The following is a 16,564-nucleotide window of genomic DNA, read 5'->3' on the forward strand; positions in this document are numbered from 1 at the left end:
CACTTACTTTATGCTTGAGTCTATCTGGTCTTATCTTTACTTCTTTGCCTGCTTCTACTGGTTCAATTACAACCTTAGAACATGGAATGGGTTAATAAAGAATAAAAAAACAACCTCTTTAAAGAGGTTGTTTTTTTTATAATTCCATCCAGTTTTTATAATATTGTTCTAACTTTTTCTCAATTTCGCTCTCTTTTATGTTGATTATCCTCAATTCTTTTTCATTTTGATAATACTCTAATAAAGCTTTTCGCTTGATTTCCTCTAATTCATTCTCTAATTTAAGAATATCTTCCTCTAATTGATCTTTTACATTTATTAGTTCTATATTTTGAATCACTTTTGAAATTCGACTATTGCGTTTATTCTCGTTAGAGGATGTTTTAATTTCCTGATTTGATAATAGGAAATTATTAATTTTCTTCTCCTTCCACTCTCTCCAATCCTCATAATTCCCCATATTCACACTCAACATCCCACCATCCAGACTCCAAATCTGCCCTGCTATCCGATTAATAAAGTATCGATCATGCGATACGGTCAGTATCGTTCCTGGAAATTCTTCTAATGCTTCTTCCAGTGCTTCTCTGGCGGAAATATCCAGATGGTTGGTCGGTTCATCCAGAATCAGCAGATTCGGGCGTTCGTGCATAAGGATCGCTAGGCGGAGACGGCTCCATTCGCCACCGGATAGACCGGAGACTTTTTTGAATACGTCTGATCCGTAAAATAAGAACTTCGCTAACTGTCCTCTCGCTTCGCCTTCTTCCATCTTCGCTGCCAGCTTGAACCATTGTAGTACCGTTTCTCCCAGATCTGGTGGAGCGGCTTCTTGTGCCAGATAGCCTACTTCGGTACGTGAACCTAGCGTGAGTGTGCCACTGTCGATCGGTTCTTGTTGTAAGATCATGCGTAGTAAGGTCGTTTTGCCTGCTCCATTGCCACCGATGATCGCTGCATTTTCTCCATAACGTAATAGCGCTGAAGCTTGATGTAACAGTACTTTATCTCCATAACACTTATTCACTTGATCCAGAACCAATACACGATCTCCTGAACGATCTTTTTGCTTCAAATCCATCTCCATCTGTGCGCGATCCATAATCGGACGTTTGACTTTTTCCATCCGATCTAATGCTTTCTGCATTGAAGCGGCTTTGCGGTGGAACGATGGGTTAGGCGGATTGGAGCGATTACCCCACTCGATTAGACGTTTGATTGATTCTTTGATCCGCTTAATCTCTTTTTGCTGGTCTTTGTAATCTTCGAATTGTCTGACCAGACGACGCTGTTTCTCTTCGCGATACGCCGAATAGCTCATCGGGTAAGTGGTGGCTTCTCCGTCCTCTAGTTCTACAATTTGATGGACGACTTTATCCAAAAAGTAACGGTCATGCGAAATCACAATGACTGTCGCTGGCGATTGACTGATAAATTGCTCCAACCAGACCACTGCATCCATATCCAAATGGTTGGTCGGTTCATCTAATAATAAGATATCTGGATCGGTCAGCAACAATCTAGCCAGACCGACTTTGGTCTTTTCTCCGCCAGAAAGTCCTTCGAACAAGCGATCATAATGTTCGGCAGGAATACCCAGCCCATTTGCTATCCGATCGATTGTAGCAGACATTTCATACCCGCCTCCACGCTCGAATGTATCCAGTGCTTCACCATACTGCTGAAGCACACGTTGCATCTGCTTCTCATCCAGATGTTCGTCTGCCATCTGTATACTTAACTGCTCCATTCGTTCTTGTAATTGGGTCAAATGGGCAAAGCTTTCTTGCAACACTTCCAAAATCGTAATATGTGGATCATATACAGGCATCTGTTGTAAATACCCGACTCTGGAACCTTTTTGAATATGGACTTCGCCTTGAAACGGTTTGTCTTGACCGGATAAAATACGGAATAATGTCGTTTTGCCAGCTCCATTCACTCCGATCAGCCCGACTTTGGCTCCACTGTGAATTTCAAAAGTAACTCCGGTTAATACATGCTCGGCACCATAATATTGTTGAACCTGCTGACAGGCGATCATAATAGACATATTGTTCATTCTCCTCTGAGTGTATAAAGTAGAGGGAAATGCGCTTCTGCCTTGCGATCTCATCTGTGTGCGTAGTATAAAAAAACACAAAAAAGCCGCAGGGAAATGTCCCTGCGACTTCTCTGTTTTTGCTTGCATCAGAGCAGACGCTTTATATGCCAGCAGGTATAGAGTGTTACATGTGGCTTGCTAAGAAGTACGAATTGATTGATCGGAATAGCTTTCCGTTGCACCGATTCATCGTAGCTTCGTTTCTTGTACAAGCTTACACTCTGTATCCGTCTGGAGATAAAGGCAGGAGCGGCATTTCGCCATAATAAAGATATTCATTTTTGGACAGACTTCTCCCGTCGTCGCCAAATGAATGAACAATACTACAGCTACCAAGCGGTCTGCGCTCAAGCGTAATTGATAATGGGAAATACAACATCCTGCCTCACCTCCTTCTCCATTTCAAGTCATTGAATCTTCCTGCTTCTATCCCGTAGATTACAGGTTCAACAGACTCGGGTATAATTAATATATTTTTAACATAAATAGGTAGTCGATAGCAAGATATTTTTTAGAAACGGATGTGAATACGTATGAATACCGTTACTCTTTCTCCTGTACTATTAGAGCTATTCAATGGACAGCACTTACAGTCCAAACAGCAATTAGCGATGCCTCTTCTTACTGTTAATGAAGATGGTTATCCGCATCAGGCAATGGTTAGTGTAGGCGAAGTGATCGCTATAGATAGCCAGCATCTCCGATTAGCTCTCTGGGAAGGCACAACAACAACTGGCAATATTATACGTACAGGTCAAGCATTATTAACGTTAGTCTGGCAAGGTGTATCGTATGCTTTGCGCTTATCGCTTACACCTTTGCCAGCGTTACCTAAAGCTACATATGCTAGAGCACGATTTGTAGCTACAATCGAACATATTCGTGAAGATACTGCCAAATACGCTACCCTTACTTCCGGGATCACTATTGAGCTTCATCAAGCAGAGGACGTATTGGAACGCTGGCAACAGACATTACAGGAATTACTCCAATAATTGCGATAATTATACTGATCCTAATTGCATGCAAATGCAGGTTACGATGTACAATTTATGATTTGGTATTCATCACGATGTCCATCAAGTCTTTATTATTAAATGCATCGTAGCTCACTTTCCATGTATCTGCAGACGGTTGTAATTGTAATTCGCCTTCAACAGGAATACTTGGTTCTCCATTCGCAAAAGCGATCTTCATCGTATAAGAAAGTTGCAGAACTCCTTGTTTCGTTTGGGGTTCTTTTTTGTGTATTTCTAGATCTTGAGGGCTTAATGTACTTTGCTTTGTAACAGCTAACTGCATAGGTAGAGTGAGCAGTCTTAAAGTAGTCTGAGATTGTAATTGTGTTTCTGTAAGATAAGGCTCGTTTTTCTTCATTGCTAGTTTTAGCATTTCTTCTGGTGAAGTATTCTGCTTGTATTCCTCGCCTACGGTATATTGATCTTTTTTGTACTTAGAAGCGAATTGGATCCCTTGCTCTACTTGCTCTTCTGTGAATGTAGCTGTATCTGCTGCGGAACTTGTTGAGGTGCTATTTGTATTGTTATTGCTAGTATTGTCGGTGGTCTGTGTAGTGGCAGTTACAAGTTGTTCATTGGTTGCTGGTGCAGCAGAATTACTTTGTTGGCACCCTGTCATCATAGCTAATAATAAAGCGATACTTCCTAGTATAACTACGCGTGATGGTCTACTTTTCATTATTTTGGTCATATGTATCTCTCCTTTATAGTTGATGAAGTGTTCTATTTTACCATGAAATTCCTGCTATACATAATATCACCTATAACCAGACGCTTAGCGTCATCAATACGGTGGTAATAATAAAAATGGAAAACCATTGATTACAAATTACTGAGTTCTGACTACAGAATCGGACGGAGGACAACGATGCAAGAACCATCTCATGAAGAAACAACTCCAAATCCATCACCTCAAAATCTACCTGAATACCCATCTTCCTTATGGCGAGCTACTGTGGACTTGCCTACTTTTCCTGCTTTACAAGGAGAATTAGACACAGAGATCGTAGTCGTGGGAGCAGGCATCACAGGTATTACAGCCGCTTATTTACTGGCGCAAGAAGGCAAAAAAGTAGTCTTAGTAGAAAGTGGGAAAGTGCTAGACGGAACAACAGGCTATACAACAGCAAAAGTGAGTTCACAGCATGGCATGATCTATGATGAACTAATAAGCAATTTTAGCGAAGAAGAAGCTATTCTTTATTATGAAGGTGCACAAGAAGCGCTCCATTACATGCGTCGTCTGGTGGAAGAACATAATATCGATTGCGATTGGCAACAAGAGACTTCTTATATCTATGTAGAGTCAGATGATTCCACATTCAAAAAGTTAGAAAAAGAAATGGACGCTTATCGCAAGCTAGGTATTCCTGGTGAATGGGTCGATTCATTACCGATTCCACTTACTGTTAAAGGCGCTATTGCTTTACCGGATCAAGCGCGTTTCCATCCGCTTCAATATCTTGTATTCTTGTTACAACAATTTCTATTGCTTGGCGGTACTGTCTATGAAGATACGATTATTGAAGAAGTGGAATCAGGAGATCGTCCCCGTCTGTTGATACAAGATCAGTCATACGGGATTACGTGTGACAAAGTGGTATCTGCTTCTCATTATCCGGTCACCGATCAAAATGGTTTTTATTTTGCTCGTCTGCATGCAGAACGTTCGTATACATTAGCAGTACGTGCCGAGACGACTTTTGCCGGTGGAATGTATCTAAGTGTGGATGAACCGAAGCATTCTCTACGTTCGGCTACAATCGATGGACAAGAGATGCTGATTGTTGGTGGAAATGGGCACAAAACAGGGCAAGAAGATGAGACGATTACGCATTATGAAGGGTTGGAGGAATTTGTAGGGATGCTACTCGGGATCAAAGAAATTCCGTATCGCTGGTCTGCTCAAGATCTATTTTCGCTCGATAATATCCCTTGTATTGGTTATATCACTGAAGATGAGCCTAATATTCTGGTAGGTACAGCCTTTGCCAAATGGGGCATGACTTCAGGTACACTTGCAGCTCATATGATGACTGATATGATTATGGGTCGAGATAACCGATACGCAGAACTATTTAATCCTTCTCGCAAACAACCGCTTTTGACAAAAATCAAAACAGCTGTTGTGCAAAATGCGAATGTCGCTAAAGAAATGATTACCGGTAAGTTAGACTTTAATCGTCGCAAAGCCGATGATCTGGACAATGATGAAGGTGGAGTGATCTGGCATCATGGCAAGCGTACAGGTGCTTATCGTGATCCAGAGGGTGCACTGCATATGGTCGATACAACCTGTACCCATATGGGCTGTGAAGTCAGTTGGAATGAAGCTGAACGTTCATGGGATTGCCCTTGTCATGGCGCACGCTTTGCTTATGATGGCGAAGTGATCGAAGGCCCGGCAACCAAAGCTTTGAAAAAAGTAAATCGGTAATCTATATTCACTTGGGCAATGATATACGATCAGTGTTATGAAATAGACAAAAAACCTCAACCTTTATCGGTGAGGTTTTTTTGGTGTATTTTGGTATAGTTATTAGCTTGAAGTCTGGCTAATTCACAGGAACAAACATAGCATATGCTATTGATTGGTCAGGCTGACATATTACGTATCTATTATTTAGAAGTCGAAAAATAATCTTTTTCTTCTTCGATCCATTCCATATGAACACGTTGAATAATCGAGATAATCGCTCGAAGTAACGTATTGGCGTTACCGATAATAAACATGATTGTTCCTGTTTTCGTTTCGCTAGTAAAAAAGAAATAACTGCCTGTCAAAAAGCAAAGTGTTGTAAAAATATCGTTCAATAGTCGAAATAATTCGTACCGATTATTGGTAAAAATACGTCGATGTGTTAGATCAACAACAAGACTTGTTTCATCTGGTTTACGTATACGCATACGACGTGATTTTCGTGGTAGATTTTTCTTTCTAGCTGTATCACGTTTTCGCATTAAATCACCCTCCTTTTTTGGTATTACCCTCAACAAAGCAGCGTAAACTTCCAAAATAGAAAATGGATGTGATCAAAAAGCGACATCTATAAGATCATACTAAGTATACGATATATAAAATTCATACTATTTTTATAGGAATTATAAAATTAACATTGAATATTACATAAGATCATGCGAAAATAGGTAAAATTGAGAATGAATAACACCTCTGATTCGACAGCCTCTATTCACCTATTCTATTTGATTAAAGGAGATTTGAGCTTATGTCTGAACATCAACCTTTTTCATTCGAAACGTTAGCTATTCATGCAGGACAAGAAATCGATCCCACTACTTTTTCAAGAGCAGTACCGTTATATCAGACGTCTTCGTATGCATTCCGCGATAGTGAACATGCGGCTGATCTATTTGCTTTGAAAGAATTCGGCAATATCTATACTCGCCTGATGAACCCTACCACAGATGTATTTGAACAACGAATTGCTGCCCTAGAAGGTGGTGCAGGTGCACTGGCTACTGCATCAGGACAAGCAGCGATCACCTTTTCTATTCTTAATATTGCAAGCGCTGGCGATCATATTGTATCTGCCGCTAGCATCTATGGAGGTACATATAATTTATTTGCCAATACATTACCGAAGCTGGGTATCCAAGTGACCTTTGTCGATTCAGACGATCCTGAGACGTTTCGCGCAGCGATTACAGATCAGACGAAAGCGCTCTATGCTGAGACCGTAGGTAATCCGCTTGGAAATGTACTGGATATTGAAGCTGTAGCGGCTATTGCACATGAACATGGGATTCCACTGATTGTCGATAATACGTTCCCAAGCCCTTATTTACTGCGTCCGATCGAACATGGAGCAGATATTGTCGTTCATTCAGCGACCAAGTTTATCGGAGGTCACGGTACTTCTATTGGTGGTGTGATTGTAGATAGTGGGAAGTTCGATTGGACAGCGCATGGTAAATTCCCGGGATTAACAGAGCCTGATCCTAGTTACCATGGATTGGTGTACACAGAAGCGGTAGGGGCGATTGCTTATATTATCAAAGCGCGCGTACAGCTCATGCGTGATCTAGGCGCTCCTATTGCTCCATTTAACTCGTGGCTATTGTTACAAGGATTAGAGACGCTCCATTTACGAATGGAACGTCATAGTGAAAATGCTACTAAAGTGGCTGCTTTTCTAGAACAACATCCACAGGTAGAATGGGTCAGTTATCCCGGTCTAGCCAGTCATCCTTCTTATCATTTGGCACAGAAATATTTGCCCAAAGGGCAAGGCGCGATTTTAACATTCGGGATTCGTGGCGGAGCAGAAGCAGGACAGAAATTAATTGAGCAAGTCAAATTATTTTCGCATCTGGCTAATGTCGGGGATTCCAAGTCACTTATTATTCATCCAGCCAGTACGACGCACCAGCAGTTAACCGAAGAACAACAATTAGCTGCTGGTGTACGTCCAGAATTGATTCGTTTATCGGTAGGAACTGAACATATTAACGATATTATTAGTGATCTGGAGCAAGCGATTACAGCAAGTCAGGCTTAACGTAATGCAGTGTGGCTAATTGTCCATAGGAACGAGTTTCTTTAAGTACCCATGATGAGGTCGGGTATCCTGCTGGGAACAGTGGGATGCCTGAGCCTAACATCACAGGCGCAACTGTAATGATCATTTCATCGATCCAATCTTGTTGCAAAAACTCGTGTACAAGCTGACCGCCACCCATTAACCAGATATGCTTACCTGATTGTGTTAATTGCTGCGGTACCCATGAAGATAGTTCTTCCTGAACATAAGTGACATACTCATCTGCTGGATGAGAAGAACGAGAAAATACATAACACTGCTTATCTGGGTATGGAAAAGGCATATCAAACCCTTGAACAACTTCATATGTCTGTCTCCCCATAAAAATTGTATCGATCTGCTCTATAAAATTGCTATATCCATTATCGCCTTCGCCTTCTATCTGTTCTAACCACTCTACACTTCCTTGCTGATCTGCTATGTACCCATCTAAAGACATGGCGATAAACAAAATAATACGCCGCTTGGATTGATCTTTGGACTTCATAAATGCACCTCCTAATTGGTATTGATTGTAACAAAAAAAGATAAACAAGTACACATGTTCGTGTCACTAATTTATCTTTTTACTATTGCGTATTGGTAGTTCTTTGAGCACAAGTTCATGCGATATTTCCTGTCTGATGAGCGGTTAACGCATCATAATAGGCTTCAAGCGAACGGTCTAGAATCGTCTGGAAAATAAAAGGTTCTACTTCTGGTAATAAATCACGTGCATATTCCCAGGCATTTTCTTCGATCCGTAGAGAAATACGGGCAGATTGCAAAGAATCTGAACACCGCTCCAGTTCATCCGCCAGCATCTCTAACATAGGATCATGCGCATGACCTAATTCGTGAGCAAATATAATTTGAAAATACTGTTCAATATATTGTAATGATCCAAATAATTCAGTGCACTGCTCTTCGATCTCATGAATATATAAAGTAATCGTACGGCTGTTCATTCCGAACTTGCCACCTACCGAACGATCTCCTGGAAAATGTTCTTGGGTCAGAACATGTACATTACTATGCGCGCGCTGTAACAACTTTTCGATCACAAGCTCATGGTATAGATTCAAAAGGCATCCCTTCACTTTCTAGGAATTAAATTCCACAATATATCAGTATATAGGAGTTGTCGGAATTTGTAACTGATTTTATTACATTTTCTCAAAAGTAATCTGTTTCATTTTGCCCGTATGGCTGTAGAAGAGTATAATAAGTACGCAATCTATCATACGATTACTTGGGAGGATTTCATCTATGGATATTCATCATAAAACAGCTATTATCACAGGAGCAGGTAAAGGAATCGGTAAAGCGATTGCTGAAGCTCTTGCAAAAGAAGGCGTGCAATTAGGATTACTCGCACGTACAGCTTCAGATTTAGAAAAGGTAAAAGCAGAACTCACTTCGACTTACGGTATTCAAGTATTTACAGCAACCGCAGATATCGGTAACTCGGAAGAAGCACGCCAAGCTGTAGCTTCTCTTGCAGCTTCTTTGGGACGTGTAGATATTCTGATTAATAATGCAGGAATCGGTAGCTTTGGCAAAATGGTTGATATGGACCCGGCAGAATGGGAAAATATTCTACGCGTCAATCTAATGGGTACATATTATGTAACTCATGAATTGTTGCCTGCTATGATCGAACAACAAAGCGGAGATATTATCAATATCGCTTCTACTGCGGGTGAACGTGGATTCGCTACAGGCTCAGCTTATTGCGCTTCTAAATTTGCTGTACTTGGTATGACAGAATCGTTGATGCAAGAAGTACGCAAATTCAATATTCGTGTAACTGCTTTAACACCAAGTACGGTGAACACACCACTTGCTGTCAATGCAGGTCTACCGATCGGTGACGAAGATCGAATGATGCAACCGGAAGACTTAGCTGAATTGGTTGTAGCTGCTCTTAAATTACCTTCTCGTGTATTGCTAAAAAGTGCTGGTCTGTGGACGAATAATCCGCAATAACTTGCATTTTGCTAGGTAGAATTGAATAAGATATCTTTTGTAAAATAAAGCCTTGGATATATTCAAGGCTTTTTCTTATATTGCGCTGATAAAGGGTATATATAATAGACAGAGGTATACCTTGCATAAGGAGTGAAGAGTATGAGATCAATATGTGTATTTGCAGGTTCAGGTACAGGATACAATAGTGATTATTTGCAGTACGCATCATTGTTGGGTCAACGTATTGCTGAACATCAGATTCATTTAATTTATGGAGGTTCCCGATTGGGATTGATGGGTGCTATCGCAGATGCCGCTTTACAAGCCGGAGGCAAAGTCACCGGAATTATGCCTGCTGGCTTGCTACATAGCGAAAGAGGGCATCAAGGATTAAGCGAATTGATTCGAGTCAATAGTATGCATGAACGCAAAGCAATGATGCAAGAAATGGCAGATGCTTTTATCGCTTTACCCGGCGGGCTCGGTACACTGGAAGAATTATTTGAAGTATTGTGCTGGTCACAGATTGGGATTCATCATAAGCCGTTAGGATTGTATAATGTGAATCAGTATTATGAACCACTATTACAGTTGATTCAACATACAGTACATGAAGGATTTTCAGGAACTTCTTCGTTAAGCCGTCTAGTCTATTCTGACGATGCTGATACATTGTTAGAACAAGTAAGTCATGATATGCCTATTACATCTGATCTACGCTGGGACCCTTCCGCCTGGACATAACTAGCCTAAGAGTACATTATCATAGCCGCCAAAAAAGAGAGACGATAATCTGTCTTTTTTGGCGGCTATTGGTTGTGTCTCTATATTGTACTACTCTGAATGTTCTAGCAGGTAATAGTATATTAAGCACATCTGATATACAAACTGTTCATGAGGATCATTGAGATCGAATCCGGTAATATCGCGAATACGTTCTAACCGATATTTGACAGAGTTGCGATGAATAGATAATTGACGGGCCGTTTCGATTAAGCTACTTCTACTTTCAAGATAGAAAAAAAGAGTACGTAATAAATCAGTCGTATGTTCTTCATCGTACTGTTTGAGCTTACCGAGCTTACGGTCGAACAATAGACCAAATCCTTTTTCATCCATTGTGCCACGTAGTAAATGATACACTTCGATATCTTTATAAGCAGTCAACGCTGTCTCTCCACTTAATCTACGTGAAATTGTCAGTGCATTACGTGCTTCACTAAATCCTTCATGAATATCCCACAACGCTTTGGGTCGACCAATCCCCGAGCGATAGCCTGCTAATTTCCCTTCCTGATCATTTAACCAGGATAATACAATTGTTGCCCACGGAATCGAAGACTGTCCTGCATCAATAGCTGGAGTAGCTTTTACTTGAGGGGTAGGTAAAAACAAAATGGCTCGATTGCTACGAAATTCAATATGAGGACGAATATTATATTTTGCTGCTTCTTGGTATAGTAACCTTGTCATCCATTCTTCATCCGGTGCTACATTGCCTTCAATAACAGCCACTTCCCATAAATGCAAAGGATTCATGCCTAATTGCTGCCCACGTTGTTCTACTTCATGACGGGGTGGTGCAGGCGGAGTCATCAATTCATCTATAAAATTGCCACGCAATCGATTTTCAGTGTCTTCGATAATTTTATTACGCATCAATTCAAGAGCTAATACCAATCGTGCTTGTTCGATACCTACTTCTTCCATCGCATTCCATTGTTCTTTATCGATTAATAAATAAGCTACACTTCGCTGATCGATATTGATATTACGACGTACAGGATAACGCGCCTGACGAAAATCCCAACCGATTGGAGAGGAGACAATCAACGTTTCACTATGATCAATAATAGCTACCGGTGCTTTTAACAAACCTGCTACATGATCACTTACCGCTTGAATACCGATATTTTCAAGAACCATCGCTGTTAATGTGCGATAAGTTTCGTCTGATCGTTGTCGTAACTTTTCCTGTCGATATAATGTCTGTTCTATAGCGGCATAAGTGATATCCATATATGAAATATGTTCGGGTAACGAGATGATTGGTAATTCATATAAGTCACTTTGTAATATTGCTTCTGCGAGGATAGGTTGTATCTTCTGTGCAGATCTGATCATCAATCCTACAGCTTCACTTGTATGCAGTTGCTCTATCATATGGATCAGTACTTCAGGCTGTTGTTGAATAGGATACGCATCGATAAAGATCAATGTTCCTTTGGGATAACCTTTTATAGTATAAGGCTGTTCGAGCATATCGATTTGCTTTACGAATCGCTCCAGACCTTTGGCTCCACTGATCACTTGCGCTTCTTGCAATAAAGGCATACTTAGCAACTCTTTTATAGTTAGTTCTACTGATCTCATTTTGCTCACCGCCGTATTTATCATGGTTGCTATTCTGTACATTTTCAATATAGGGGCTATATTGTACTTTCTATTATAAGATATTATCTCACATAAAAAAGCGCACCCTTGTCTAACCTAGATAAGGAGCACGCTTTTGAGCAATATGATGATATGTTATCATTTATCCTTTGGTACCAGCAGTCAAATTCATACCTTCAATAAAGTAACGTTGAAAAACAAAAAACAATACGATAACAGGCAATAATACTAGAACAGAACCTGCCATCAAATAATTCCACTGTGTCTGTACACTGCCTCGAAAAGATTGCAGACCAATTTGTAAAGTATATAACGATTCATCATTCACATACAAAAGTGGCCCCAAAAAGTCATTCCATGCTCCATTAAAGGAAAGAATAGCTATCGTTGCCAGTGCTGGCTTGGATAATGGAATAATCACTCTAAGCCATGTATAAAAATGACTAGCTCCGTCGATCTTTGCTGCTTCACTCAGTTCTCGAGGAATACTTAAATAAAATTGACGTAACATAAAAATATAAAAAGCACTGCCTAAAAACTGAGGAATAATTAACGGATAGTACGTCCCTACAAGATGCAATTTGGAAAACATCACATACTGCGGAATTAATGTTACAAACCCTGGAATCATCATCGTTGCCAGCAGAATCGAAAACCATACTTTTTTACCTCGAAAACGAATACGTGCGAATCCGTAAGCGACAAATGAATTCACGATCACATTTCCTGTGACTGCAAAAAAAGAAAGCAACAATGTATTTAACGTATACTGTGTAAATGGAGCCGCTACCCATGTACGAATATAATTATCAATATGAAATGTTTGCGGAATAAAAGTAGGTGGGTACTGTGCTATTTCTTGCATCGACTTTAGAGAGGTTGCTATCATCCACCAAAGCGGCAACAAAAATAATATACTTCCTAGCGCTAACACGATAAAAATAACAATTTGGCGCAAAGATACCCGTTTTTTTCGATAATCTGTCTGTTGCCCTGAATAAGATAGGGAACTACCCATTATTGATCCTCTCCTTCATAATACACCCAACGTTTGGATAGCTTCATATTGATTAATGTCAGCACCAGAACAATAGCAAATAGTACCCATGCCATTCCCATAGCATAGCCCATATCAAATACGGTGAACGCTTTGTGCCACATGTGCAAATTATAAAAAAGTAGTGAATTCATCGGTCCACCACTACCGTTCTCAGTCATTACATATCCTTCCTGGAACACTTGAAATCCACCAATAAAGCTCGTAATTACATCAAAGAAAATAACCGGCGAAATCATAGGCAGTGTAATATGCCAGAAGCGACGAAATACAGAGGCTCCGTCTAACTTGGCAGCCTCATATAGCTGTGCAGGCACCCCTTGTAAGCTGGCTAAATATAACAACATTCCGCCGCCGACTGCCCACATTTTCATCATAATAATAGCAGGCTTGGTCCACATCGGATCACTTAACCATGCAGGGCCTGAGATTCCAATCCATGATAACAATGTATTGATTAATCCACTGGTCGGGCTAAGCAATTGCATCCAGAGAAAATAGACACCTACCCCTGAAAGCACAGCCGGCAAATAATAAATAGTCCGAAAAAAACGCATCCCTACTACTTTTTCGTTCAATAACAAAGCAAGCAAAATAGAACCTATCGTCGTTAAAGGAACCATCCAGACGACATAATACAATGTATTACTCAAAGACCTCCAAAATAAAGGATCATCTGTAAACATGCGTCTATAATTATCAAGCCCGATAAAATCCATACGTGATGTTACATCATAATTGGTAAAACTGGCATACAGAGAAAAGAGCATAGGAAACAAAGTAATCCCAAATAATCCAATTAACCATGGAAGAATAAATAGATATCCTTGTCGTTCTTCCTGACGTGCTAATTTAGATATTTTCGGACGTTTTTGCCCGATCATTGCTTTCATAATTAACCCCCTTTGATACAGTACAAAGCGAGAGCCAAAAACGGATCAGCTCCGACTCAGCTCTCGCCTCTAACTGGAATAACACAGACTATAATGACTAGTGGATTATTATTTATTTTGTGCCATCAAACTTTGAATATCTTGCTGTGCAGCGGCTAGTGCTTGTTCAGGTGTTTCTTGACCTAGAAATACAGCATCCATATGCGGATTAATCAGATTTTTATAATCAGGAGCACTGAGCGGAATCGGAAACAGCTTGGTGCTCTCTAAATTTTGAACAGACGCTTTATAGACTGGATTTTGATTAGCTTCTTTATCCTTAGCGGCTTCTATATTAGCCACATTATCGAAGTTCTCCATCGCCCAATATTTTTGAGCGTCTACTCCGGTTAAATATTTCATAAATTCCCATGCTTCAGCAGGGTGCTTAGCTCCACGAGGAATCTCGACCACGAATCCGCCACCTGTACTCCAATGACCTGAACCACTTTCCCGTTCTGGAATAGGAGCTACACCAAAGTCCATATCTTTGCCAAACTCTTCAAGTTGAGTATTGTATGTGCCTGTCTGAATATACATAGCGACTTTACCTGAAATAAAAGCATCACTTTGTCCGTTACCAAATTCTGCTTTCATAGCATCTACTGTCTGGCGACCCAAGCGATCTTGCCAGGAAAGTAACCATTTCAATGTGGCTGCTTTGCCAGGTGTGTTAATAGTAGTCTGGTCGTTGGCATCAAAATAACCGTTGCCATTATCTCCATTCATCAACCAGCTATCTACACCAAAATCACCCCAAAGTGGATAAAATCCTACTTGTTCGTAGGTCTGTCCACTTTTTTTGTCTAACTTTTTGGCATATTCCTCTAATTCAGCCCATGTTTGCGGTGGATCATTAGGATCAAGCCCTGCTTCTTTGAAAGCCGTTTTGTTGTAGTACAACATACGGGTATCGGTGTTAAAAGGTAATGCATATGCTTCATTGTTATATAGTACATTTTCCCATAATTCTGGATAAAAGGTGTCGGCAATATTGTCTTTTTGCAAATAAGGAGTAAGATTGGTATTTTGATTTTTGCTGGCGCGAAGATTTACATTAGCGTAATCATTAATAATAACATCAGCAGGATTTCCAGCTGCTACAGCCGCTAGATTTTTGGTCCAGATATCACCAAAAGGAAGGTATGTATGCTTGACGATGATTCGATCCTGCGAAGCATTAAAATCATTAATGATTTTTTCGATAATCGGACGACGTGTCTCTGAACCCCAAAATGTCCAAAAATCGATTTCTACTTTTCCATCTGCTCTGGGTTCAGATGAATCAGATCGTGGTGTACAGGCAGTTAGTAACAGCAACAGAATCATAGGGACAATCCAAACCATACGGATTGAAAACTTATAATGCATTAACCAATTCCTCCTTATTTATAAATAAATATTATAAAATCTCTTTTATTACAATAAACGACAAAACATCGCTTTGAATCCATTTATGACAATAAAAAAAGAGCCATATCTCTTTGTATAGATCAAAGAAATATGACTCTTGAAGATAAGTTATGCTAACAATTCACCAGCACGCATAATCAGTACATCATCTAGATATACATCTGGCTTTTGAACAACAGCATCAATATGTACTCCTGCGGCAACTGTTCCACCAAATGTATTATTACTACCAAAAGCTACATGGATAGTGCCATATACTTTTTCATCTTCTAATACGATTCCTGTGATACGTGCTTTGTCGTTAGTACCAATTCCAAACTCTCCTAGTAGGCGTCCATCTCCATCTCCTAGCATGAGCAACAATTCAGCGCCTGTATCCCCTTCTGCCGCTACCAGACGGCCTTCACTAATATTAAGCAACAATGGAGAATCTAAAGCACCTATTCCAGCGATAGAACCATCAATTACGATCTGCCCTTGAGCTGTTCCTTCCATTGGAGCAATATAAGCTTCACCAGAAGGTAAATTACCTGATTCTCCAGGATTGAGATACAATCCAGTGCTCGGTACACCTTCGCGTTCTTCTATCGAAAAGGATAGGCTATATCCTTCTTTTTCTATCCGTACGGTTGATGCTTTTGTAAGTAAAGCAGTCACATGTTCTGTTAATTCTTTGACTTTGGAATATTCTGCTGTAATCGCACCGTGGGTAAACATATCTTCTGTAATACCCGGCATCGTTGCTACACGTGTACCTGCCGCAGCCGCTTGTTTGCGTGCAGCCGTATGTGTTAACGAATAGCGTGTCACACAGATCGCTACAGAAGCATTCATCATCGCTGTAGCGATAGAGGCTGGTGGTTCTTCTCCTGATTTGCTACGTTCTTGCATCACCATTAACATCGATTCTGCGCCTAATCGCTTGCCTGCTTCATATAGAGATTCAGCAAGATATTTACGGCTATCGTCTGCTACAACAACCAGTGATTCGCCTGCTTTTAATCCAAGACAATCGATCAATACATTTTTGCTAATTTCAATACGTTCTTCACTCATCCTTATATCCACCCTTTGATTACTAGATTATAAATAAGATCATTCACTTGCTGTATGTATTATATTGTTCCACAACT

Annotated in this window: 16 protein-coding genes; 5 read left to right on the top strand and 11 right to left on the bottom strand. The window is 40.3% G+C overall.

Annotated elements, in window-relative coordinates; genetic code table 11:
- Window positions 1–136: 136 nt before the first annotated feature.
- Both abc-f and QE450_RS17820 read right to left on the bottom strand, forming a co-directional pair.
- The gene (gene abc-f, locus QE450_RS17815) at window positions 137–2,053 is read right to left on the bottom strand and encodes a ribosomal protection-like ABC-F family protein (protein ID WP_307300991.1); all 1,917 of its coding nucleotides are present in this window, start codon (window positions 2,051–2,053) and stop codon (window positions 137–139) included.
- Between the two features lie 265 nt (window positions 2,054–2,318).
- On the bottom strand, window positions 2,319–2,483 hold the full coding sequence (locus QE450_RS17820; protein WP_307300993.1) for a hypothetical protein: 165 nt from the start codon (window positions 2,481–2,483) through the stop codon (window positions 2,319–2,321).
- 154 nt (window positions 2,484–2,637) lie between these two features.
- Here QE450_RS17820 and QE450_RS17825 point away from each other — a divergent pair, with 154 nt between their 5' ends.
- Window positions 2,638–3,099: a pyridoxamine 5'-phosphate oxidase family protein gene (locus tag QE450_RS17825; protein ID WP_307300995.1), complete on the top strand. Its 462-nt coding sequence runs from the start codon at window positions 2,638–2,640 to the stop codon at window positions 3,097–3,099.
- A gap of 55 nt (window positions 3,100–3,154) precedes the next feature.
- On the opposite strand, the gene QE450_RS17830 is transcribed toward QE450_RS17825, so the two are convergent.
- Window positions 3,155–3,814 (bottom strand): hypothetical protein, encoded by a 660-nt coding sequence (locus QE450_RS17830; RefSeq protein ID WP_307300997.1) that lies wholly within the window; start codon window positions 3,812–3,814, stop codon window positions 3,155–3,157.
- Window positions 3,815–3,991: 177 nt separating this feature from the next.
- Here QE450_RS17830 and QE450_RS17835 point away from each other — a divergent pair, with 177 nt between their 5' ends.
- Window positions 3,992–5,560: an FAD-dependent oxidoreductase gene (locus tag QE450_RS17835; RefSeq protein ID WP_307300999.1), complete on the top strand. Its 1,569-nt coding sequence runs from the start codon at window positions 3,992–3,994 to the stop codon at window positions 5,558–5,560.
- Between the two features lie 182 nt (window positions 5,561–5,742).
- On the opposite strand, the gene QE450_RS17840 is transcribed toward QE450_RS17835, so the two are convergent.
- Window positions 5,743–6,084 carry a YrhK family protein gene (locus QE450_RS17840; protein ID WP_273613892.1) on the bottom strand — a complete coding sequence of 114 codons (342 nt, stop codon included), beginning with the start codon at window positions 6,082–6,084 and terminating at the stop codon, window positions 5,743–5,745.
- Window positions 6,085–6,350: 266 nt separating this feature from the next.
- Here QE450_RS17840 and QE450_RS17845 point away from each other — a divergent pair, with 266 nt between their 5' ends.
- Entirely contained in the window at window positions 6,351–7,643 is a 1,293-nt protein-coding gene (locus tag QE450_RS17845) for a homocysteine synthase (RefSeq protein WP_307301001.1), read from the top strand.
- Here the strand turns inward: QE450_RS17845 and QE450_RS17850 are convergent.
- Together QE450_RS17850 and QE450_RS17855 are read right to left on the bottom strand one after the other, a co-directional pair.
- Window positions 7,624–8,172 (bottom strand): dihydrofolate reductase family protein, encoded by a 549-nt coding sequence (locus tag QE450_RS17850; protein ID WP_307301003.1) that lies wholly within the window; start codon window positions 8,170–8,172, stop codon window positions 7,624–7,626. The genes QE450_RS17845 and QE450_RS17850 overlap by 20 nt on opposite strands.
- 115 nt (window positions 8,173–8,287) lie before the next feature.
- Window positions 8,288–8,749 (bottom strand): hypothetical protein, encoded by a 462-nt coding sequence (locus QE450_RS17855; RefSeq protein WP_273613895.1) that lies wholly within the window; start codon window positions 8,747–8,749, stop codon window positions 8,288–8,290.
- 184 nt (window positions 8,750–8,933) lie between these two features.
- Here QE450_RS17855 and QE450_RS17860 point away from each other — a divergent pair, with 184 nt between their 5' ends.
- Window positions 8,934–9,653, top strand: a complete 720-nt coding sequence (locus tag QE450_RS17860) for a 3-ketoacyl-ACP reductase (protein WP_307301005.1) — start codon at window positions 8,934–8,936, stop codon at window positions 9,651–9,653.
- 141 nt (window positions 9,654–9,794) lie between these two features.
- A complete protein-coding gene (locus tag QE450_RS17865; protein WP_307301008.1) occupies window positions 9,795–10,379 on the top strand; it encodes an LOG family protein in 585 nt (194 codons plus the stop codon).
- A gap of 90 nt (window positions 10,380–10,469) precedes the next feature.
- On the opposite strand, the gene QE450_RS17870 is transcribed toward QE450_RS17865, so the two are convergent.
- The 5 genes from QE450_RS17870 to QE450_RS17890 form a co-directional block, all read right to left on the bottom strand.
- Window positions 10,470–12,008, bottom strand: coding sequence for a PucR family transcriptional regulator (locus QE450_RS17870; RefSeq protein ID WP_307301010.1), 1,539 nt, complete (start codon window positions 12,006–12,008; stop codon window positions 10,470–10,472).
- A gap of 163 nt (window positions 12,009–12,171) precedes the next feature.
- Complete coding sequence (locus QE450_RS17875) at window positions 12,172–13,047, bottom strand: carbohydrate ABC transporter permease (RefSeq protein WP_307301012.1); 876 nt, start codon at window positions 13,045–13,047, stop codon at window positions 12,172–12,174.
- A complete protein-coding gene (locus QE450_RS17880) occupies window positions 13,047–13,979 on the bottom strand; it encodes a carbohydrate ABC transporter permease (protein WP_274171656.1) in 933 nt (310 codons plus the stop codon). Before QE450_RS17880 ends, QE450_RS17875 begins: the two co-directional genes overlap by 1 nt.
- Window positions 13,980–14,087: 108 nt before the next feature.
- A complete protein-coding gene (locus QE450_RS17885; protein WP_307301014.1) occupies window positions 14,088–15,389 on the bottom strand; it encodes an ABC transporter substrate-binding protein in 1,302 nt (433 codons plus the stop codon).
- Window positions 15,390–15,539: 150 nt separating this feature from the next.
- Window positions 15,540–16,487 (bottom strand): aminopeptidase, encoded by a 948-nt coding sequence (locus QE450_RS17890; protein WP_301263563.1) that lies wholly within the window; start codon window positions 16,485–16,487, stop codon window positions 15,540–15,542.
- Between the last annotated feature and the right edge of the window lie 77 nt (window positions 16,488–16,564).

Source organism: Paenibacillus sp. SORGH_AS_0306 (genome assembly GCF_030819345.1).
GTDB lineage: Bacteria > Bacillota > Bacilli > Paenibacillales > Paenibacillaceae > Saccharibacillus > Saccharibacillus kyungheensis.